Origin of the sequence: Methylobacterium tarhaniae, assembly GCF_001043955.1 — a bacterium.
GTDB classification, from domain to species: Bacteria; Pseudomonadota; Alphaproteobacteria; order Rhizobiales; family Beijerinckiaceae; genus Methylobacterium; species Methylobacterium tarhaniae.
Genome location: NZ_LABZ01000011.1, coordinates 24,355 through 45,204, shown reverse-complemented (window position 1 = coordinate 45,204; position 20,850 = coordinate 24,355). Strand labels below are relative to the sequence as shown.

Below are 20,850 nucleotides of genomic sequence, written 5' to 3'. Positions count from 1 at the left end.
CGCCGGCGCTCGAGGCGCCCGCCTTCGAGGGTGGCGATGCCGGCCGAGTCGTAGCCGCGGTATTCGAGCCGGCGCAGGGCGTCGACCACCTGTCCCGCCACGGCATTACGGCCGACGATTCCAACGATCCCGCACATGCTCACCGCCTCACGTCTCGCTCGCAGAGTGTCCCGCTGCGGGACGCTCCGGCTATTGTGCATGGCATTGCGGCAGGATTCCTGCCGCACCGCACCCGCTACGCCCGCAGCTTCTAGCGAACCGGCTCTCGATCCGGCCAGTCAACTTGCGTAACGGATTGTGACGGCCAAGGTTCATGTCCCGGTCGCCGCGCCGGCCGGATTCCCTTCGATCCCGCCGGGCCGGTGCGGCATGATGGCGACGAACGTCCGCGCGGTCCGACGCGGGCGAGGGAGGCCCGCCCATGACAGCCGCGACGATGGATGCCGCCGCGCCGCTCCCGATGCCGCGCACCCCGGCCGAGACCATCACGGTGCTCGCCCACTATCACCGGGCCGAGATCGCCCGCATGGCCGGCTGGCGCGACCGGATCGACCGCACCACCAACTGGGCGATCACCGTCATCGCCGCCATGCTGTCGGTCTCGCTCTCGACACCGACGGCGCATCACGGGGTGCTCTTGTTCGCCATGCTGCTGGTGATGCTGCTCCTCGGGATCGAGGCGCGGCGCTACCGCTTCTTCGACGTCTATCGCACCCGGGTGCGCCAGCTCGAGCGGCACTACTACGCGGAAGTCTTCGCCCCCGGGAGGGCCCCCGATCCCGGCTGGACCCGGCTGCTCGCCGAGGACCTGCGCCATCCGATGTTCCATATCGGCCTGCGCGAGGCCTTCGGCCGGCGGCTGCGGCGCAATTACGGCTGGATGTTCGCGATCCTGCTGCTCGCCTGGGTGCTGAAGATCACCTCCGCCCGCCTCCAGGATCCCGGGTCCCAGGCGGGCGCCGCCGAGACCGTCCACGGAATCCCCGAGATCCTGGCCGGGGCCGGCCTCGGGCCGCTGCCGGGCTGGCTCGTGCTCGCGGGCGTGGCCTCCTTCTACGCCTGGCTCCTCGCCGCGGGCCTGCGCGCCGGCCGGCGCGACCCCGAGGACGGATCGGTGCACGTGTGAGTGCCCTTACTTTTTGGTCGGCTTCGCCCACCCGGTCTTGATCACCTGCCGGCCGCGGCCGATCGCCAGGGTGCCGGGCGGCACGTCGTCGGTGATGACCGAGCCGGAGCCCACGAAGGCGCCGGCCCCGACCGTCACGGGGGCGACCAGCGCCGAGTTCGAGCCCACGAAGGCGCCGGCCCCGATCACCGTGCGGTGCTTGTTCACGCCGTCGTAGTTGCAGGTGATGGTGCCGGCCCCGAGATTGGCGCCCTCCCCCACCTCGGCATCGCCGACATAGGACAGGTGGTTGACCTTGGCGCCGGCCCGGATCGCCGCGTTCTTCACCTCGACGAAGTTGCCGATGCGCGCGCCCTCCTCCAGCACCGCGCCGGGACGCAGGCGCGCGTAAGGGCCGATCTGGACGCCCGCCGCGAGCCGGGCCTGCTCCAGGTGCGAGAAGGCGTGGATGGTGCAACGATCGCCGACGACGACGCCGGGGCCGAACACCACGTGGGGCTCCACCACCACGTCGCGGCCGAGCACGGTGTCGTGGCTGAAGAACGCCGTCTCGGGCGCGATCAGGGTGGCGCCCGCCAGCATGGCGCGGCGGCGCAGGACCACCTGCACCGCCGCCTCGGCGGCGGAGAGCTGCACCCGGTCGTTGACGCCCTGCGCCTCGGCCTCGGCCACCGGCACCACCGCGACGCGGTGCCCGTCGGCGACCGCGAGCGCCACGGCGTCGGGCAGGTAGTACTCGCCCGCCGCGTTGGCGTTGCCGATCCGCTCCAGCAGGCCCAGCGCCAGGGATCCGGACAGCGCCATCAGGCCGGCATTGCACAGGGTGACGCGGCGCTCCGCCTCGCTCGCATCCTTCTCCTCGCGGATCGCCGCGACCCGGCCGTCCTCGACCAGCACGCGGCCGTAGCCGGTCGGGTCCTGCGCCTCGAAGGCCAGCACCGCCACGGCGGCGCCATGGCCGAGCGGCGCGCGCAGGCGGGCATAGGTCTCCGGGGTGATCAGCGGCGTGTCGCCGAAGGCCACCACCACGTCGTCGGCGCCCTCGGCGAGCGCCCGGCGGGCCGCCAGCACCGCATGGGCGGTCCCGAGGCGCTCCGCCTGCGGGAAGGTCTCGGCGCCGGGAAAGCCCGCCACCACCCGGGCGACGTCGTCGCGCCCGGGCTCGACCACCACCGCGAGGCGTCCGGCCCCGGCCTCCGCGACCGCCGCGAGCACGTGGGCGAGCATCGGCCGGCCGGCGATCGGATGGAGCACCTTCGGCAGGTCGGAGCGCATCCGCGTGCCCTTGCCGGCGGCGAGCACGACGGCGAGAAGGGAGCGGGCTCCTTCGGGCTTCGGTATCGAGGTCATCGGCGGCCTGTCATGTTGGCGGGACTCGCGAGGAGGCGAGCGTGTCGGTCGGCGTTCCGTCCGTCTAGCCGATCGCCCCGTCAGAACAAGCGCCGGCGCGCCCTGCCCCAACGGCGCAACCTTCGCGATTCTTAACCCCCGGTTCAGCCCGGATCGTGGTAAACGGCCGGCGCCCCCCGAATCCGGACCGGTACCACTTCCCTTGATGATTCAGCCTCCGACCGCCCCGCCCTCCCGCACAGCCCTCGACCGACGCGCGGTGCTGGCGCTCGCCGGTGGTCTGGCCATGACCAGCGCGGCGGGCGCGCAGCCGACGGAGCCGGCCCCCCTGTCGGACGGCCAGCGCTTCGATCCCGGCCAGGTGGTCGAGCTCGCCCGGGCGCTGGCGAAGAAGCCCTACGCCGCGCCGGCCGCCGACCTGCCCGACCCGTTCAAGGACCTCACCTACGACCAGTATATCGGCGTGCGGGCCCAGCCCTCGGCCCTGCTCTGGGCCGGCGAGGGCCGCGGCTTCGTGGTCGAGCCGCTGCATCGCGGCTTCGTCTTCACCACGCCGGTGGCGCTCCACGCGGTCGAGGACGGGGTGGTGCGCCGCCTCGGCTACGACCGCAACCGCTTCACCTTCGGCAAGCTCAAGGTCCCGGACGATGTCCGCGACATCGGCTTCTCGGGCTTCCGGCTCTATGCCAGCTTCAACGGTGCGCCGCCCTCCGATTGCGCGATCTTCCAGGGCGCCTCGTTCTTCCGGGCGCTCGCCGCCGGCCAGAGCTACGGCGTCACCGCCCGCGCCCTCACGCTGAGGCCGGCGGAGGCGAAGGGCGAGGAATTCCCGCTGTTCCGCGCCTTCTGGCTCGAGCGGCCGGGCCCCGGCACCGGGCAGATCGTGATCCACGCCCTGGTCGATTCCGAATCCGCCACCGCGGCCCTGCGCATGACCCTGCGGCCGGGGGACGCCACCATCGTCGACGTCGAGGCGACGCTCTGCCCGCGCACGCCCCTGGAGCATGTCGGCATCGCCGGCATGACCGGCGCCTACCTGTTCGGCCCGACCGACCGGCGCGGCGTCGACGACGCGCGCGCCGCCGCCCATGAATGCGACGGCCTGCAGATCCGCAACGGCTGGGGCGAGGCGATCTGGCGCCCGGTGCAGAACCCGGAGACGCTGCAGATCTCCGCCTTCCTCGACCAGGACCCGAAGGGCTTCGGCCTGATCCAGCGCGGCCGCGCCTATGCCGATTACCAGGACGACGTGCAGCGCTGGGAGAAGCGGCCGAGCCTGTGGATCGAGCCGCTCGGCAGCTGGGGACCGGGCGTGCCGCAGCACGGCTGGGGCGCCGGCGCGGTGCAGCTGATCGAGATCCCGAGCGAATCCGAGGTCAACGAGAACATCCTGACCTATTGGCGGCCGAAGGAGCCGGTCGCCAAGGAGACCGCCTTCAGCTACCGGCAATTCTGGTGCTGGGCGGTGCCGGGCGCGCCGCCGCTCGCCGCCTGCTCGGGCACGCGGGTCGGCAAGGGCTCCGCGGGCAAGCGCCGGCTCTTCCTCGTCGACTTCACCGGCGAGGCGCCCTTCGCGGACGGCATCGACCCGAACGCGCTGCAGCTGGCCCTGCACACCGCGCCCGGCACCATCACCCGCCAGCGCATCTATCCCTATCCCGAGCGCAAGACCGTGCGGGCGGCGTTCGAGCTCGATCCGGGCAACGACACCGCCTGCGAGCTGCGCCTGGTCGTCAAGGCCGGCGACAAACCCGTCAGTGAGACATGGCTGTATCGGTGGACCCCGTGACCCTCGCCCCCGAACGCGACACCCTGCGCCGCGACACCTTCGCGGTCGCGCCCGCGGTGCCGCCGGAATCCCCCCTCGCCATGCCGGTGCAGGACCTGCGGCACTGGTCGGAGGCGGACGAGCACACGGTGCCCGGCCGCCGGACGCCCTGGGCCGCCCGCGCCTTCGTGTTCGGCGGCGGCCTCGCGCTGACCGTCTACGGCGCCGTGCAGATGTACGAGGTCGTGTCGGTCGCCGGCTCGACGACCTGGCTGCAATGGCTGCTGCTCGCGCTCTTCACCCTCAACTTCTCGTGGATCGCGCTGGCCTTCACCTCGGGGCTCCTCGGCTTCCTGGCGCTGCTGCGCCGGCGCCGGCCGGAAGTGCCTCATGGCCCGCTCACCACGCGCACCGCCGTGGTGATGCCGGTCTACAACGAGGCCACCGCCCGCACCTTCGCGGCGGTCGAGGCGATCCGCGCGTCGATCGAGGCGACCGGCGAGGGCGCGGCCTTCGATTACTGGATCCTGTCGGACTCGACCCAGGCCGATGCCTGGATCGCCGAGGAGCGGGCCTACCTGGCCCTGCGCGCGCGGCTCGGTGACGGGGCCCGCCTGTATTACCGCCACCGGCAGAAGAACCACCACCGCAAGGCCGGCAACATCGCCGACTTCGTCACCCGCTGGGGCGGCCATTACGACCACATGCTGGTCCTCGATGCCGACAGCCTGATGAGCGGGGATTGCGTGGTGACGCTGGCCCGCGCCATGGAGGCGGACCCGGATTCCGGGATCATCCAGTCGCTGCCGCTGATCATCAACCGCAACACCCTGTTCGCCCGGGTGCAGCAATTCGCGGCCCGCATCTACGGGCCCGTCATCGCCACCGGCCTCGCCCTGTGGTCGGGCCGGGACGGCAATTACTGGGGCCACAACGCGATCATCCGCACGAAGGCCTTCGCGGACCATTGCGGCCTGCCGGACCTCTCCGGCAAGCCGCCCTTCGGCGGCCACGTGCTCAGCCACGACTTCGTCGAGGCGGCGCTGATCCGGCGGGCCGGCTGGAGCGTGTACATGCTCCCCGAACTGCAGGGCTCCTACGAGGAGAGCCCGCCCTCGCTCATCGACGTCGCGATCCGCGACCGCCGCTGGGCGCAGGGCAACCTCCAGCACAGCCGCATCATCGGCACGGCGGGGCTCAAGCTCGCCTCGCGCCAGCACTTCGCCACCGGCATCGCCGGCTACCTCGCCTCGCCGCTCTGGGCGGCCCAGCTCGTGGTCGGCATCGCACTCGCCCTCCAGACCGCCTATATCCGGCCGGAATACTTCTCGACCGAATTCCGCCTCTACCCGGTCTGGCCGCGCTTCGACCCCGTGCGCGCGCTCCAGCTCTTCGGGATCACCATGGCGATCCTGCTCGCCCCGAAGCTGTTCGGGCTGATCCTCGGCCTCCTCGACGGCAAGGTGCGCCGGGCGAGCGGCGGCGGCGTCCGCCTCGTGCTCTCGGCGCTCATCGAGACCCTGCTCTCGGCCCTCATCGCTCCGATCGCGATGCTGGTCCAATCCGGCTCGGTGATCCAGATCCTGCTCCGGCGCGACGCCGGCTGGAACCCGCAGCGGCGCGACGACGGCTCGATCCCGCTCTCGGACATCGTGCGCCGGCACCGCTGGCACACCATCCTGGGCCTCGTCGCCGGCGTCTCGGCCTTCGCCATCGCGACCTCGCTGTTCCTGTGGATGTCGCCGACGATCCTCGGCCTCGTCCTGGCGATCCCGATCTCCTGGGCGAGCGGACAGCTGGCCCTCGGCCTCGCCCTGAAGCGCGCCGGCCTGCTGATGACCCCCGAGGAGCGCGAGCCCCCGGCCATCGCCACGGCCGCCCGGGCGATCGAGGCACGCAACGCCGCGCTCGGCTACGACGATGCCGATGGCTTGCGGGCGCTCCACGCCGATCCGGACCTCCAGGCCGGCCACCTCGCCTTCCTGCCTCCGGCCGAGCGCCGGCCCCGCGGCGCGCCCCAGCCCGACCACGTGATGGCCCAGGCCAAGGTGGTCGAGGCCGAGACCATCGACGAGGTGGCGGAGTGGCTGAACCCGAAGGAGAAGATGGTGCTGCTGCACGACCGGGCGCTGCTGGACCGGCTCGCCCGCCTCGGGGGATGACGGCCGCTCCCCTTCCCGGGGCCGGCCCGGGAAGGGGGAATGCGAGACGGAGGCCTCTTCCGCCGCGGATGTCGATCAAAGCCGGCAACGCATCCACACGGCCGGAAACCGGATTCTGTCGCCCATCGCGATCTCGCGCAGGGCGAGTGGCGTGAAGCCGAGGGCCCGATAGAACGGCTCCGCGGCGAGGCTGGCATAGCACTCGAACGCATCGACGCCCCGACCGCGGGCCTGGTCCCGGCACGCCCCGAACAGGGCCCGCCCGATCCCACATCCTCTCGATGCCGGATGCACCGCGAAATGACGGAGATGGCCGAGACCGGGCTCGACCCCTCCGGTGCCGGGCCGCTGCGGTGTCCAGCCGCCGCAGCCGATGATCTGGTCCGATGCCTCGGCCAGATGGACGCTGCCGGATGCCAGCAACGCGGGATTGGCCCGCGCCATCAACGGCAAGGCGCGTGACAGGATTCCCGTATCGTAAGCCGCTGCCATGAGGACCGGATAGGTCGCTGCCAGCAACGCCGTGATCGCGGCGCCGTCCTCCGGATCGGCGAGGCGGAGGGTGAGCGGCGCCGGCATCCGGTCAACCGTTCCCGGAGGCCGCAACCATGCCGCCCGGCTTCTCCCACTCCATCACCAGGAACCATGGCACCCGCCGGTAGCGCGCGACCTTCGCCGGCTCGCCGCCATGAGGCACCGGCTCGTCGAAGTGGCGCAGGACCAGCCCCTGTCCGAGCAGCAGGCCCAGGTAGAGCGACAGCGGCCGGTGCCAGTTGCGCACCCGGATGCCGTGCCACTCGGCCCATTCCGCCCGCTCCTCCAGGTAATCGTCGATCCGGAAGCGACGCACGCCGTCGCCATCCTCCGTCCAGCCGCCGGCGGTGGCGAAGCTGGTCAGGTTGGCGATGAGCAGCGTCCCGCCGGGGCCGAGCACCCGGGCCATCTCGGGGATCGCCGTGCGGATGTCCGGGATGTCGATCAGCGTCAGATAGCTGACGACGAGGTCGAAGGCGCCGTCCGCGAAGGGCAAGGCCTCGGCGCGGCCGGGGAGATAGGTGCCTTCAGGATCAAGGGCCCGGGCTCGGCGCAGCAGCGCGTCGGTCGGATCGATGCCCGTCGTCGCGATCCCGAGATCCTGCATCCGGCGGCAGAAGCGGCCCTCGCCGCAGCCGACATCGAGGGCGCGACGGAAGCCTCGTCCTCGCAGACGGGCCAGCATCGGCACGTCGAGCACGCAGGTGCGGCCGAAATCGCCCGTCTCGCCCATACCGGCGATCCAGGCGGCGGCGGATTCGTCCCAACCGTCGCTCATCGCGGTCTCGCTGATTTCCCTTGCGGCAGACCTTCGCATGCCGGCGCATCGCCCGCCATGCCCGCCATGCCCGCGTGACGCCGGGGCGGCGGTGGATTATCGATAATTCATGACGACAGCCAAAGACGAGCCGATCGCCGTGCGGATCAGCCGGGCCCTGGCCGAGCGCATCATCTCCGGCGCCCTGGCGGCGGGATCCCGGCTGCGGCAGGACCACGTCGCCGAGGAGTTCGGCGCCAGCCACGTGCCGGTGCGGGAGGCCTTCCGCCGCCTCGAGGCGCAGGGGCTGGTGGTGAGCGAGCCGCGGCGAGGCGTGCGCGTCGCCGGGTTCAGCCCGGACGAGGTGCGCGAGGTCGCCGAGATGCGCGCCGCCCTCGAAGTGCTCGCCCTGCGCCACGCCGCACCGCATCTCACCCCGGCGATCCTCGATCGGGCCGAGGCGGCGACCCGGGCGGGCGACCGGGCCGGCGGCGACGTGCAGGCCTGGGAGGAGGCCAATCGGAGCTTCCACCGCGTCATCCTCGCGCCCTGCGGCATGCCGCGCCTGCTGAGGACGATCGACGACCTCCAGGCGGCCAGCGCCCGCTTCCTCTTCGCCGGATGGCGCGCCGAATGGGAGGCGCCGACCGACCGCGACCACCGGGCGATCCTGGTCGCCCTGCGGGCCGGCGACACCGACGCCGCCGCGGCAATCCTCGCCCGCCACGTCCAGTGGGTCGGGAGCCGGCCGGGCCCGGGCCGACACGGCAGCTGATTATCTATTATTCGGCGCCTGCCTTGCGTCTGCAGCGTGGCTGTGGATTTCTCTCTCGTCGACGCGACAAAAACTATCTATAAAATGGAGATCCGATGACTGCCATCGTCGCCGGCGCCGCGCCCCTGCGCGCGGCCCGAACCGTCGCCATCGTGCTGGCGGGCGTGCTGCTCGTCACGCTCGCGGCCAAGGTCCAGATTCCGTTCTGGCCGGTGCCGATGACGCTGCACACCCTCGCCATCATGGCCGTCGCCTCGAGCCTCGGTCCGCGCCTCGCGGTCGCGACGGTGCTCGGCTACCTGGCGGCGGGCGCTGCCGGTTTCCCGGTCTTCTCCGGCACGCCGGAGCGCGGTCTCGGCGTCGCCTACATGGCGGGTCCGACCGGTGGCTACCTGGCGGGCTACCTCGTCGCCGCCGGGCTGGTCGGCGCGCTCGCCGCCGGGCGCGGGCTCCTCGGCCGGCTCGCCGCCATGCTCGCCGGCCTCGCGGTGATCTACGCCCTCGGCCTCGCCTGGCTCGCCCTGTTCGTGCCGGCCGACCGCCTCGTCGCCCTCGGTCTCGCGCCGTTCCTCCTCGGCGACCTCGTCAAGATCGGCCTCGCCGCCGCCGGCACCGCCGCCCTGCCGGCCTTGCGCCGGGCCTGCCGGACGGCCGCCCGATGATCCCGGCTCACGACGACGGGGCCGTCCGGCACGATTGGACCGTGGAGGAGATCGAGGCCCTCCACGACCTGCCCCTGCTCGAGCTGGTCGGCCGGGCCAACGCCGTCCACCGCCGCCACCACGATCCGAACCGGATCCACAAGGCGAGCCTCCTGTCGGTGAAGACCGGCGGCTGCCCGGAGGATTGCGCCTATTGTCCGCAATCGGCGCATCATCGCGGGGTCGACCTCGCCCGCGACCGGCTGATGGATCCGCCGAGCGTGCTGGCCATGGCCGCCCGGGCCAAGGCGGCGGGGGCGGAGCGCTTCTGCATGGGGGCGGCGTGGCGCCAGGTGCGGGACGGCGCGGAGTTCGACGCGGTGGTGGCGATGGTCGAGGGCGTGCGGGCGCTGGGGATGGAGGCCTGCGTCACCCTCGGCATGCTGAAGGCCCACCAGGCCGCGCGCCTCGCACAGGCCGGGCTGACGGCCTACAACCACAACCTCGATACCGGCCCGGACTTCTACGGGCGGATCGTCACCACGCGGCGCTACCAGGACCGGCTCGACACCCTGGCGACCGTCCGGGAGGCCGGCATCGGCCTGTGCTGCGGCGGCATCGTCGGCATGGGCGAAGCGGTGGCGGACCGGGCCGGGCTGCTGCGGGTCCTGGCGAGCATGGCGCCCCATCCCGAGAGCGTGCCGATCAACGCACTCGTGCCGGTGGAGAGCACGCCCCTCGCCGACCGGCCGCGCCTCGACCCCCTCGACTTGGTGCGGATGGTAGCGACGGCGCGTCTCGTCCTGCCGGGCTCGGTCCTGCGCCTGTCGGCGGGCCGCGCGCAGCTCGGGCGGGAGGCGCAGATCCTGTGCTTCCTCGCCGGGGCGAACTCGGTCTTCTCCGGCGACACCCTGCTGACGACGCCGAATGCCGGGCACGACGACGACGCGGCCCTCTTCGCCGCCCTCGCCCCCCGCATGCGGGCCGGGACCGGGGACGTCGCGTCGTGACAACCGGGCGACCACCGACTTGACGGCAGGCGAGAGCGGAGCGGAAGCACGCAGCATGACGAAACGCTGTTTCGTCATGCAAAACGATGCCCCGCGCAAGGAGGCTGCCCTCCATGCCGGGTCCCCGAAAGACCAGCCCGGGACTTAATCCGTCATCGCAAGGATAAAAATCTTCCAGGCACGTGCTTGTCCGTGTGCCGCCCGGCATCGTATGCCAGATGCTGCACCCGAATCGGGAGGAATCGATGAGCGTCACCGCCCATTTCGTTCGACCGATCTACCCCCAAGCCGTGGTCGTCTCGTTGGCTGGCTATCTCGCCGCGGCCGTGATGTGCGCCGACCGGCGCGCGGCCGGGCGCTGACGCGTCCGGCTGCGGCGCGGCGTCAGGCGGCGAGGCGCAGCCTGTCCTCGCGGTAGCTCGCCATCAGCGCGTCGGGAATCGAGTCCAGCACGGCTTCCACGGCGGCCTCGCTCGCCAGCGCGCGGGCGAGCACCCGGGCCTCGTCGCGGGCCGCCTCGGCATCGAAGCGGTTGAGCAGGGCGACGATGGCGTGCCCCTCCGCGAAGGGCAGCCGCTCGCAGGCGGTCACCGCCCGCTCGATCATCCGCCGCGATAAGCCGGCAGCGCCGCGCTCGCGCAGGCCGGTCGCCTCCTCGTGCCAGGCGGACATCGCCGCCGCGAAGGCGGGCTCGAGGGCCGGCGGCAGGCCGGCCCGGCGATAGAGCGCCGCCATGCCGCTGCCGCTGGGATCGTGCAGCAGCCCCGCCACCCGCTCGGCGGCCAGGCCCGAGAGGTCGGTCAGCGCCGCCTCCGTGAAGGCCATCCGGCCCGACAGCATCGCCCGCAGGATCAGCCCCGGGGTGAGCTGGCCGGCCCCGCGCAGATAGACGACGAGGCGGCGCAGGTCGGCGCGGTCCGATCCCTCGGTGAGCCCCAGGGTCGCGCGCTCCCGCGCCTCCCGGGTCACCCGCTCGCTGCGCTCGGGCGAGAGCCAGCCGCAGCCGCTCACGAAGTCGGACAGGGCGCTGGCGAGACGAGCGGTCACCGCCTGGCGCACGTCGAGCGGCAGGCGGTCCCGAGCGAGCAGGGCCTCGCGCAAGGGAGCGTCGGCGCCGTGGCGCTCGACCATCCGCAGGAGGCTGCCGCGGGTGATCTCGGCGCCCGGATTGGCGGCCATGGCCCGCAGGGCGGCCGGGCCGGCGATCTCCGCCAGGGCCCCGCACAGCATCGCCGAGAGGTGCGGTCGCCCTGCGATGGCGACCCGGCCCGCCTCGTCGCCGACGGCGGCGCAATCGACGAGGTCGGCATCCGACAGGACCGGCGAGCGCGCCAGCACCAGCCCGGCGATCTCCGCCTGGTCCTGGGCCAGAGCCACCACCAGGCTGCGCGGCGCCTCCGCCGCGTTGGCGCAGGCCTCGGCGAGGGCCCGCCGCACCAGGGGCGAGGGGTCGTCGAGGAGCGCCAGGATCGCGGTCTTGGCCTCCCAGCGCGCCGCGGCATCGAGCTTGGCGTAGAGGTAGGCCCGCGCGAGCGACGAGGCCGCCTCGGCCCGTCGCCCGGCGGATCCGTGCTGGGTCCAGAGCAGGAACTGGCGGATGATCATCGGCGCGGCTCCGTCGCGGTTCGGGACTGGTCGGGGTCAGGACTGGATCGGCGAGGGGGCGAGGCCGGCGCGGCCGCGCCCGCCGCCGAATTCGCGCGGGCGGGCGGGCGGCAGCGGCACGCCGGTGGCCGAGGGGTCGGGCATCGCGGCAGGGGTGGCCGGCGCGGCCGGCTGGATCGGGGACGGGACGGGCGCCGCCGAGGCGACCACCGGCCCCTCGTTCGAGCGCGGGAAGTAGGTCGGCGCCGAGGCACCGCCGCCGCGGCCGCCCCAGAGCCGGGCGACGCTGTCGGAGACGGGTCCCCGCCGGGCGTCGGTCTGGAACAGCGTGCGCAGGCCGCTTCCGGCCTCCGGCGCGTAGGCCATCGGCTCGGCCGCCTGCGCAGTCGCGGCGGCGGTCGCGGCGGGCACGCTCGGGCTGGTGCCGAGCACGGCGTAGAGCTCGGAGGCGCTGCGGGCCCGGCCGGCCCGGTCGTAGAACAGGCCGCGATTGCCGGCGGCGGCCTCCGGCAGGTCGGCGGCGGCGGAGCGCCCGGGGGCGCTCTCCGCCGCGCGGATCAGGGTCAGGGCGCCGCGCAGGCCGAGAAGGTGGGCGGCATAGAGATCGGCCCGGTTCGGCTCGCGGCCGAGCGCCTCCGAGAGGGCGTCGGCGTTGCGGCGGGTGAGCGCGCCGGCCATCGCGGAGGCGACCTCCGGGTCCCGCCGCAGGTCGAGGATCGCCTGGCGGGCCGCCGGGTCGCTCACCGTGTAGCCGCCCGACGAGCGGGCCGAGATCGCATCGGCGTAGGAGCCGAGGCCGAGCGCGGGGCCGTCCTGCTTCATCACGCCGAGCCAGGTCTGCTCGATGAACTGGAACAGGCCGGTGGCCGAGGAGGTGCCGGCCTTGGCGCTCGGGTTGAGGCTCGATTCGCGCTGGGCCGTCGAGAGCAGGTAGTCGAAGGCGGCGCCGGTCTTCGCGGCGCCCTGGCGGATCGCGTCGATCACCGGGTTGCCGGCGGCGGCGCGGCCGGTGCCCTGGGGGGCGATCCCCTGGCTGGCGGTCCCTTGCGACGGCGTGCTGCTGAACAGGAACATGGCGGCCCGGTGGAGCGGCACCGCGACGCGCGGGCCTGCACTCTGATGGGCCTCAGGATGCTGGCGCTATGGTAAAGGAAGGTTGAAGCCGCCCGGCGCCGGTGCGTCCCGCACCCTGCGGACTCACCCCCGTGACAGGCCGCCTTTTCGCGCGAAGCGGCCATCCCGCTCGGACTTGGTGCAGGATCCCCGTCTCGGGGTGCCAGAACGCGTCAGGTTCGACGTAAAGGCATGGGTTTCCCCCTTTCCCGCGGGTGGGGAGAGGCGGAGAACCCAGGCCATTCTTTACCCGCGCGATCCCGCAGCGCGCGGCTCCTTCATCGCTTAGGCATATCGCCCCCGCCGGCCGGCCGGCGCATCTCGAAGCGGTTCTCGGATTCGACCGTGAAGTAGTCGAAGTAGCCGCCGCGCATGATCGGCCGCATCGCTCCGGTATCGACCCGGCCCTCCGGCGTCACGAAGCGGTCGTCGATATACATCGACACCACCTGGCCGATCACCATGAAGTAGGCCGCCTCCCCGCCGCCGGCCGGCACCAGCGGGATGGTCTGCAGCCATCGGCATTCGAGGGCGGCGGGCGCGTCGGCCACCCGCGGCGGGCGCACCTTGCGCGACGGGGCGGTGGCGAGGCCGGCGAAGTCGAACTCGCTCTCGCCCCGCGGCAGCGGCGCCGAGGACTGGTTCATCCCGTCCCTGAGGTCGAAGGTGGCGAGGCTGCAGACGAACTCGCCCCCCTCCTCCGCGAAGGTCAGCGCGTCCTTGCGGCCGAAGGAGGAGAACATCACCATCTCGGGGTTGTCCCCGATCCCGTTGAAGAACGAGTAGGGCGAGAGGTTCAGCTGGCCTGAGGCGCTGAGCGCGCTGACCCAGCCGATCGGGCGAGGCGCCACCAGAGCCTTGAACGGGTTGTGCGGCAGGGTGCGGGTCTCGGCGTCATAATGCATCGGCGGCCCCGGGATGGTCTGGACTCGGCGGCCCTGTCCGTGCGGACCGCCCGCGGCCAGTTAGATCACCCCGGGGTCCTGGCGCCAGCCTTCTCCGCTCAGGGGCGGCTCGCAGGGGACGGCATCAGTACCGCGTCACGATCTCGGCGAGCGCCGGCCGCGGCCGGTCCGGGGGCACCTGCTCGGCCCGGCCGACATGGACGAAGCCCGCCAGCCGCTCGGCCGGGTCGAGGCCGAGGGCGTCGAGCACCCGGCGGTCATAGGCCATCCACTCGGTGAGCCAGGAGGTGCGGAACCCGAGAGCATTGGCCGCCACGATCAGGGTCATGGAGGCGGCGCCGGCCGAGAGCACCTGCTCCCAGTCGGGGATCTTCACGTGCGGGCCGGCCCGCGACACGACGGCGATCACCAGCGGCGCGAGGCCGAGGCGCCCGGCTTCGAGGGCGAGGCGCTTGTCGTCGGCCTCCGGATGGTCGGCCCGGTAGGCCTCGGCCACCACCCGGCCGATCCGGGCCTGGCCCTCGCCCTCGATCAGGATGAAGCGCCAGGGTGCGAGCTTGCCGTGGTCCGGCACGCGCGACGCGGCGGACAGAAGAAGGTCCAGCTCCTCTGGGGAAGGGCCGGGTCCCGAGAGCTGCGCCGGCGGCACGGAGCGGCGGGTGCGGAGAAGATCGAGGGTTGCGTTCATCTCGGCTTCAGTGGCTTGAGCTATAGCGACAGGACGGGGAAGCGGGACGGCAGGCTGCCATCCTGGTGCCCCGATAGTCCCTTTAAGCACCATTCCGCCCCGGACGGCCACGGCCGGGCGCGACGTGAAGCCGGGCGCCGGGCAGGCCGGGGCCGAGGACGCCGACGCACCATGACGCGCTCCCCCGCATCCCCCTCCCATCCCTGGCCGGCCCGGGACTTCTGGCTGGCGCTCGCCGCCGTGCTGCTGTTCTGGGCCGCCGCCGCCGCGATGTGGCCGCTCGCCGGCGCCGTGGTGCCGTGGGATTCCAAGAATCACTTCTACCCGATGCTGCGCTACCTCGGCGCCGCGCTGGCGAACGGCGAATTGCCGCTCTGGAACCCCTACCACTTCGCCGGCCACCCCTCGGTCGCGGACCCGCAATCGCTGCTCTTCACCCCGACCATGCTGTTCTTCGCGTGGATCGACCCCTCCCCGTCGATGGAGCTGTTCGACGCGGTGGTGTTCGCCCACCTGATCCCTGGGGCGGTGGCGACCCTGCTGCTCTTCCGCCGCCGCGGCTGGCACCCGGCCGGCGCGGTCGCGGCCGCGATGGTGTTCGTGCTCGGCGGCTCGGCCTCGGCCCGGCTGCAGCATACCGGCATGATCATCTCCTACGGCTTCGTGCCGCTCGCCTGGTGGCTGCTGGAGGAGGCGCTCTCGCGCCGCTCCTACGCCTTCGGTCTCGCCTTCGCGGTGGTGGCCGCCGTGATGACGGTGGGACGCGACCAGGTGGCGTTCCTGTGCGGCCTGAGCCTGATCGGCGTCGCGGTCCATGCCGTGCTCACCGCGCCGGCGCCCCTCGCCTATCTGCGCGCGCGGCTCGGCGTGCTCGCCGTGATGGGCGTGGTCGGCGGGGCGCTGCTCGCCGTGCCCTCGCTCCTCACCATGCAGTTCCTGATGACCTCGACCCGGCCGTCCTTCGGCTACGGCGCGGCCATCATGGGCTCGCTGCCGCCCTCGAGCTTCGCCACCGCGCTCTTCGCCGACGTGTTCGGCTCCCTGCGCTGGACCTACGATTACTGGGGTCCGGACTGGAAATCGATGGACGGCAACACCTGGACCGACCGGGCGGTGAACTACCTCTTCGCCGGCACCCTGCCGGCGGTCCTGATCCTCTGGCACGGCATTGCCGGCGGGCGCCTCGCCGCCCGGGAGATCCGCTACCCGGTCATCGTGCTGGGGACCGCCATCCTGTACGCGCTCGGGCGCTACACGCCGCTCTTCGCGCCGGTCTTCGACCACGTCCCGGGCGTCGACCTCTACCGCCGGCCCGCCGACGCGACCTTCGTCATCAATATCGGGCTGGCGCTCGCCGCCGGCTACCTCGTCCACCGCTACGTCACGGAGGGCGCGCCCCGGCTGCTGTCCGGCACGGCCGGCCTCGCGCGCCTTGCCCGCCTCGCCCTGCCGGGCCTGGCGCTCGCCGTCCTGGCGGCGATCCTGTGGGTCGCCTACCGCTACTCCGCCAAGGCCCAGCACCTGCCGGACGCCCTGCGCGACGGCCTGATCGGCACCGGGATCGCCGTCCTCGCCGCGTGGCTGATGCTGCGGGCCGGCCCGCGCCGGCGGGCGCTCACCGCCTCGTGCCTCGTCGCGCTCCTGGGCGCCGAGCTGATCTGGCGCAATGCCGGCAGTTCCCTCAACGCCGAGCCGGCGGGCCGCTACGCGGTGTTCCAGCGCCTGCCGCCGGAGCAGCTCCAGGGCCTGACGCTCCTGAAGGCCGAGCTCGATGCCCGCCACGCCAAGGGCGAGCATCCCCGGGTCGAGATCCTGGGCCTCGGCGGCGCCTGGCAGAACGCCTCGATGGTGCTCGGGCTCGAGGACACGATCGGCTACAACCCCCTGCGGCTCGCCGATTACGAGCGCGCCGTCGGCCCCGGCGAGAACGCCGCCGACCCGAACCTGCGCCAGTTTCCCGGGCTCTTCCGCGGCTACCGCTCGCGGCTCGCGAGCCTGCTGGGCCTCGAATACCTCGTCCTCGACCGCCCGGCCGAGCGGCTGCCCCGGCACTTCCCGCAGCTGACCGGCGCCAAGCTCCTCTACGGCTCGGGCGAGATGTGGATCTACCGCCTCGACCCGGCCAAGCCCCGGGCCTACCTGGCGACCCGCCTGGTGCCGGTGGATTCCGAGAGCATCCTCAACCAGGACGAGCTCCCTGAATTCGAGGGCAACGAGACGGCCCTGGTCGACCAGGACAGCGTGCCCAAGATCAGGGGCGAGTTCGGGCTCAAGGACCCGGCCGCGCCGGTGACCGCCGCGAAGGGCAATGCGACGATCCTCGCCTATCGCCGCAATGTCGTCACGGTGGAGGTCGAGACCGACCGCGACAGCGTGCTGGTGCTGCACGACATCTTCTATCCGGGCTGGCAGGCCCGGGTCGACGGCGTCCGCCGCCCGATCCTGCGCACCAACCTGCTCTTCCGCGGGGTCGAGGTGCCGGCCGGCAAGCACGTGGTCGAGTTCCGGTTCCGCCCGCTCTCGGTCGACAACCTGGTGGCGGCGGCGAGCGAATTGTTGGCGAGGGACGATGACGCGGGCGAGACGGCTGTTCGGTAGGGCCCTGGCGCTCGCGCTCGCGGGCAGCCCCGCTCTGGCCGAGCCCCCCGGCCAGTCCCCGGGCCAAGCGCCGGGCCAAGCGCCGGCGCTTCCGCCGAGCGTCGCGCCGCAGGGCGTGACGCAGGGCCCTCCTCCGGCGGCGGCCCCCGCGGAGGCCAGCCTGTCGTTGCGGGCCGTGCTGACCAGCGAGGCCAAGCCCCTGCGCGGCGGCCTGACCTGGCGGATCTACGAGGACCGGCCGGAGGGCGGCAAGCCGGTGATGCTCGCCCGCTCGGAGGAGGCCCAGCCGACCTTCCGGCTGCCCCCGGGGAGCTACCTCGCCAACGTCACCTACGGCTTCGTCAGCACCTCCAAGCGCGTGACCCTGAATTCCGGCGCAGGCAGCGACCAGCTCACCGTCAATGCCGGGGCGCTGCGCCTCTCGGGCGCGGTCGGCGAGGCGAAGATCCCGGGAGGCCAGCTCGCCTTCGCGGTCTTCGTGCCGATCGGCAACAACCCGGAGGGGCGGCTGGTGCGCGACGGCGTCAAGGCCGGCGAGGTGGTCCGCCTGCCCGAGGGCACCTACCACGTCGTCTCGACCTGGGGCGATTCCAACGCGATCCAGCGCGCCGACCTGAAGGTCGAGAACGGCCGTCTCACCGACGCGACCCTCAATCACCGCGCCGCCACCGTGACCCTGAAGCTCGTCGCCGCGCCCGGCACCGAGGCCTTCGCGGGCACCGCCTTCAGCGTGCTCACCCCCGGCGGCGACACGATCCGCGAGGCGATCGGCGCCTTCCCGCAGGTGACGCTCGCGGAGGGCGAGTACCAGCTGATCGCCCGCCACGACGGCAAGGTCTACACCCAGGACTTCAAGGTCGAGAGCGGCGTCGACCGCGACATCGAGGCGATCGCCAAGGACCCATGACCTTGAGGGCGGCGCCGCGATCGCCCGAACTGACCAGACGTCATGTCGGTCATGAAATGACTGACGCCGTGATGGAGGCAGCATCACCGCCGACATGCCGAGTTTCGAGCATTCGATTCCCGAGTCTTTAACCGGATGACGCTAGGTTGCCGGCATGCGATGCGTGCCTGGCCTCATTCGTGACGATAAGGGATCGACGACCGTCGAGTTCGCCCTGGTCGGCCTGATGTTCATCGCGACCGTTCTGTTCACGATGACAGTCGCTCAAATCCTCTACTTCAACCAACAGCTGGATTTCGCGACCGATCAGGCGGCGCGTCAAGTCATCATCGGCAACGCCCAGAGACAGAACCCGCCGCCGACACTGGCGAATTTCACCCAGGCCCTGTGCCACCACCTGCCGCCTGCGATGTCGTGCGGCGACCTCATCGTGAATCTGCACGTCGTGGAACCGGTGCCGGGCTATTACGCCTATGTGAATTCTGACCAGAGCGGGCTGAAGATACCGGCGCTGACGGCGGGAAGCGGCCAGTTCACCCTCGGCACGCAAGGACGGTACCAGTACCTGCAGGTCATCTATCCGATCACCTTCCTGCCGTCGTTCATGACCGGCTGGCTCGACGCGTCGGCGACCTACAAGGGCAAGCCGGCCTACCTGGTGATCTCGACCGCCGCCTTCCGCGTCGAGCAGTACTGATGCGCGAAGGTCTCCTCCTCCGGATCCGGCGCTTCCGCTCCGCCGATGCGGGACTCGCGGCCGTCGAGCTCGCGCTGATCCTGCCGGTGCTCCTGATACTCATGCTCGGGGGCATCCAGGTCGTCACCTACATCAGCGCGGTGCGCAAGATCGAGCGGGTGGTCGAGTCCATCAGCCAGATGATCTCGCAGACCAAGCCGCCCGACGGCTCGACCGTCGCGGCCGTCACCGCGGCCGACCTGCATTTCGGCTTCGATGCGGCCCTGGTCCTGTTCCCGTACCTGATGACCGAGGGCAAGCGTCAGAACCGTCCCTGGTCGCAGGTCATCACGATCAACTATGCGGGTATCAAGTTCACGCCGGTCGCGACGACGTGCACCGATTCCGGCGACCAGAGCGCGTGCTACCGCGCCGACGTGGTCTGGACCAGCACCGGCACGGCCCAGCCGGCGTCCGGCGATGCCTTCCGGCCTTGCGGTACGCCACAGATCGCGGGGGCGAACGACGCCGCGCCGAGCCGGACGACCCTGCCGCGCTCGCTGTTCGGGCCCGCCGCCGTGGTGGTGATCGACGTGATGTTCGCCTTCACGCCGACCTTCGGCGCCCGCTACCTCCCCACGATTCAGATCGCGCGCTCGGCCTATACCCAGCCGCGCTACGCGACGCTCGTCGATTACGCCCCGAGCGACAACGACAGGATCGCCATCAAATGCTGACCTGTGCATCCCGGTTCGCCGCGGCCGCGGCATCCTTCGTCCCGAGCCGCGGTGGCAATATCGGCGTCCTGTTCGGGCTCAGCCTGATCCCGATCGTCGGCTTCGTCGGGCTCGGCATCGATTACGGCAGGGCCGTCGCCGACCGGGCCCGGCTCGACCGGGCGGCGGATGCGGCGGCGATGGCCGCCATCGTCACCGCCAAGGCCTACATCGCCGCCCATTCTGGCAACGCCGACGTGAAGAACGCGGCCGAGGCCGCGGGCCGAGCCCAGGCGATCAACACCTTCAACGTCAATGCTGGGAACCTCCCGATGGCGACGGTGACGCTGCAGACGCCGACGGTCACCGTCAGCGGGCAGACCATCGATTCCTCCGTCACCTACACGGCGACGATCCAGAACAGCATCTCGAAGATGTTCAGGGTGTCGACCTCGACGGTGGGCAACACGGCCAAGGCCTCGGTCGACCTGCCGAAATACCTCGACTTCTACCTGATGATCGACGTGTCGGGCTCGATGGGTCTGCCGTCGACGGCGACGGGCATGACCGATCTCGCCAAAGACAACACCGACATGTTCGAAGACTACCAGCAGGGATGCCAGTTCGCTTGCCACTTCCCCGGCAATAAAGGCTGGGATCTGGCGGCCGGCAAGATCCAGCTGCGGTCGGACGCGGTGAACAACGCCGTCTGCTCGCTGCTCAAGCGGGCCGGCTTCCCGTCGGTGCCGAACCAGTACCGGATCGGCCTCTACCCGTTCATCAACCGGCTGGCGACGCTCGCCAGCCTCACCAGCGACGTGAACGCCCTCGACACGGCGGCCCAGTGCTCCTCGTCATGGCCGCTCGCTTTCACCAGCCTGCTCGACACGGGCGTGACGCAACTCAACGCGCCCAACGACCCGACGACCGGCACCGGCTCGGGCGGGACCCATTTCGAGACCGCTTTCCCGCAGATGAAGAGGATCGTCGGGAGGAACGGGTTCGGCGACGGATCGAACGCCACGAACCGCAAGCCCTTCGTCTTCCTGGTCACCGACGGGATGCAGAACGGCCAGCACTTCTTCACCGAGACTTCGAGCGGGAAGAAAGCTTATTCGGGAAGCCCGTCGAAATTCCCGGGATACGGCGATTCCTGGTGGTCGGAGGGCGGCTCGAAGCCCTCGCAGATCGATCCGAAGAACTGCGACGCCTTGAAGGCCGCCGGGGCAACGATCTCGATCTTGTATATTCCCTACAATCAGATCAGCTTCAAGAACAATAGCGGTGGCATCGCCTGGGAGAACAACCAGGTCAATAGCTTCAGCCCGACCTTGGCCAAGCCGCTCCAGGACTGCGCCTCGCCCGGCTACTTCACCACGGCGGATGGTCCGGACAAGATCAACGCCGCCTTGAACGCGATGTTCGATCAGGCGCTCCGGGTCGCCCGCCTCACGCAGTAGGGCACTCACCCGGTTCCTGCCGCACGCCCGCGAGAAACAGGGCCAACGGCCGCCCGGCG

18 protein-coding genes are annotated in these 20,850 nt (G+C 71.8%); 11 read left to right on the top strand and 7 right to left on the bottom strand.

Annotated features, from left to right (window positions below):
* The first annotated feature begins 421 nt into the window (after window positions 1-421).
* A complete protein-coding gene (locus VQ03_RS01780; protein WP_048449139.1) occupies window positions 422-1,126 on the top strand; it encodes a DUF2270 domain-containing protein in 705 nt (234 codons plus the stop codon).
* Window positions 1,127-1,132: 6 nt separating this feature from the next.
* Here VQ03_RS01780 and glmU read toward each other — a convergent pair whose 3' ends face one another.
* Window positions 1,133-2,476: a bifunctional UDP-N-acetylglucosamine diphosphorylase/glucosamine-1-phosphate N-acetyltransferase GlmU gene (gene glmU, locus VQ03_RS01775; protein ID WP_048449138.1), complete on the bottom strand. Its 1,344-nt coding sequence runs from the start codon at window positions 2,474-2,476 to the stop codon at window positions 1,133-1,135.
* Between the two features lie 205 nt (window positions 2,477-2,681).
* Here glmU and VQ03_RS01770 point away from each other — a divergent pair, with 205 nt between their 5' ends.
* Complete coding sequence (locus tag VQ03_RS01770) at window positions 2,682-4,265, top strand: OpgD/OpgG family glucan biosynthesis protein (protein ID WP_048449137.1); 1,584 nt, start codon at window positions 2,682-2,684, stop codon at window positions 4,263-4,265.
* Window positions 4,241-6,406 (top strand): glucans biosynthesis glucosyltransferase MdoH, encoded by a 2,166-nt coding sequence (gene mdoH / locus VQ03_RS01765; RefSeq protein WP_083467714.1) that lies wholly within the window; start codon window positions 4,241-4,243, stop codon window positions 6,404-6,406. Before VQ03_RS01770 ends, mdoH begins: the two co-directional genes overlap by 25 nt.
* Window positions 6,407-6,481: 75 nt before the next feature.
* Here the strand turns inward: mdoH and VQ03_RS01760 are convergent, their stop codons facing one another.
* Both VQ03_RS01760 and VQ03_RS01755 read right to left on the bottom strand, forming a co-directional pair.
* Window positions 6,482-6,925, bottom strand: coding sequence for a GNAT family N-acetyltransferase (locus VQ03_RS01760; RefSeq protein ID WP_245291928.1), 444 nt, complete (start codon window positions 6,923-6,925; stop codon window positions 6,482-6,484).
* A 64-nt stretch (window positions 6,926-6,989) separates the two neighbouring features.
* Window positions 6,990-7,718, bottom strand: coding sequence for a class I SAM-dependent methyltransferase (locus tag VQ03_RS01755; RefSeq protein ID WP_083467713.1), 729 nt, complete (start codon window positions 7,716-7,718; stop codon window positions 6,990-6,992).
* Between the two features lie 109 nt (window positions 7,719-7,827).
* On the opposite strand from VQ03_RS01755, the gene VQ03_RS01750 reads away from it, so the two are divergent.
* The 3 genes from VQ03_RS01750 (at window position 7,828) to bioB (ending at window position 10,123) form a co-directional block, all read left to right on the top strand.
* Window positions 7,828-8,472, top strand: coding sequence for a GntR family transcriptional regulator (locus VQ03_RS01750; protein WP_048449134.1), 645 nt, complete (start codon window positions 7,828-7,830; stop codon window positions 8,470-8,472).
* 95 nt (window positions 8,473-8,567) lie between these two features.
* Entirely contained in the window at window positions 8,568-9,134 is a 567-nt protein-coding gene (locus tag VQ03_RS01745; protein WP_048449133.1) for a biotin transporter BioY, read from the top strand.
* The gene (gene bioB, locus VQ03_RS01740; RefSeq protein ID WP_048449132.1) at window positions 9,131-10,123 is read left to right on the top strand and encodes a biotin synthase BioB; all 993 of its coding nucleotides are present in this window, start codon (window positions 9,131-9,133) and stop codon (window positions 10,121-10,123) included. Before VQ03_RS01745 ends, bioB begins: the two co-directional genes overlap by 4 nt.
* Before the next feature lie 384 nt (window positions 10,124-10,507).
* Here the strand turns inward: bioB and VQ03_RS01735 are convergent, their stop codons facing one another.
* The 4 genes from VQ03_RS01735 to VQ03_RS01720 form a co-directional block, all read right to left on the bottom strand.
* Window positions 10,508-11,728, bottom strand: a complete 1,221-nt coding sequence (locus VQ03_RS01735; RefSeq protein WP_048449131.1) for a DUF2336 domain-containing protein — start codon at window positions 11,726-11,728, stop codon at window positions 10,508-10,510.
* Between the two features lie 36 nt (window positions 11,729-11,764).
* Entirely contained in the window at window positions 11,765-12,802 is a 1,038-nt protein-coding gene (locus tag VQ03_RS01730) for a transglycosylase SLT domain-containing protein (protein ID WP_048449143.1), read from the bottom strand.
* Window positions 12,803-13,119: 317 nt separating this feature from the next.
* Entirely contained in the window at window positions 13,120-13,746 is a 627-nt protein-coding gene (locus tag VQ03_RS01725; RefSeq protein WP_048449130.1) for a flavin reductase family protein, read from the bottom strand.
* A gap of 124 nt (window positions 13,747-13,870) precedes the next feature.
* Window positions 13,871-14,434: a nitroreductase family protein gene (locus VQ03_RS01720; RefSeq protein WP_048449129.1), complete on the bottom strand. Its 564-nt coding sequence runs from the start codon at window positions 14,432-14,434 to the stop codon at window positions 13,871-13,873.
* Window positions 14,435-14,605: 171 nt separating this feature from the next.
* Between VQ03_RS01720 and VQ03_RS01715 the strand changes: the two genes are divergently transcribed.
* The 5 genes from VQ03_RS01715 (at window position 14,606) to VQ03_RS01695 (ending at window position 20,791) form a co-directional block, all read left to right on the top strand.
* A complete protein-coding gene (locus tag VQ03_RS01715) occupies window positions 14,606-17,032 on the top strand; it encodes a hypothetical protein (RefSeq protein WP_048449128.1) in 2,427 nt (808 codons plus the stop codon).
* Window positions 17,004-17,939: a hypothetical protein gene (locus tag VQ03_RS01710; RefSeq protein ID WP_048449127.1), complete on the top strand. Its 936-nt coding sequence runs from the start codon at window positions 17,004-17,006 to the stop codon at window positions 17,937-17,939. The genes VQ03_RS01715 and VQ03_RS01710 overlap by 29 nt, the downstream gene beginning before the upstream one ends.
* A 154-nt stretch (window positions 17,940-18,093) precedes the next feature.
* Window positions 18,094-18,636: a TadE/TadG family type IV pilus assembly protein gene (locus tag VQ03_RS01705; RefSeq protein ID WP_048449126.1), complete on the top strand. Its 543-nt coding sequence runs from the start codon at window positions 18,094-18,096 to the stop codon at window positions 18,634-18,636.
* Window positions 18,636-19,352, top strand: coding sequence for a TadE/TadG family type IV pilus assembly protein (locus VQ03_RS01700; protein ID WP_048449125.1), 717 nt, complete (start codon window positions 18,636-18,638; stop codon window positions 19,350-19,352). The genes VQ03_RS01705 and VQ03_RS01700 overlap by 1 nt, the downstream gene beginning before the upstream one ends.
* Window positions 19,346-20,791: a pilus assembly protein TadG-related protein gene (locus VQ03_RS01695; RefSeq protein ID WP_048449124.1), complete on the top strand. Its 1,446-nt coding sequence runs from the start codon at window positions 19,346-19,348 to the stop codon at window positions 20,789-20,791. Before VQ03_RS01700 ends, VQ03_RS01695 begins: the two co-directional genes overlap by 7 nt.
* The last annotated feature ends 59 nt before the right edge of the window (window positions 20,792-20,850 follow it).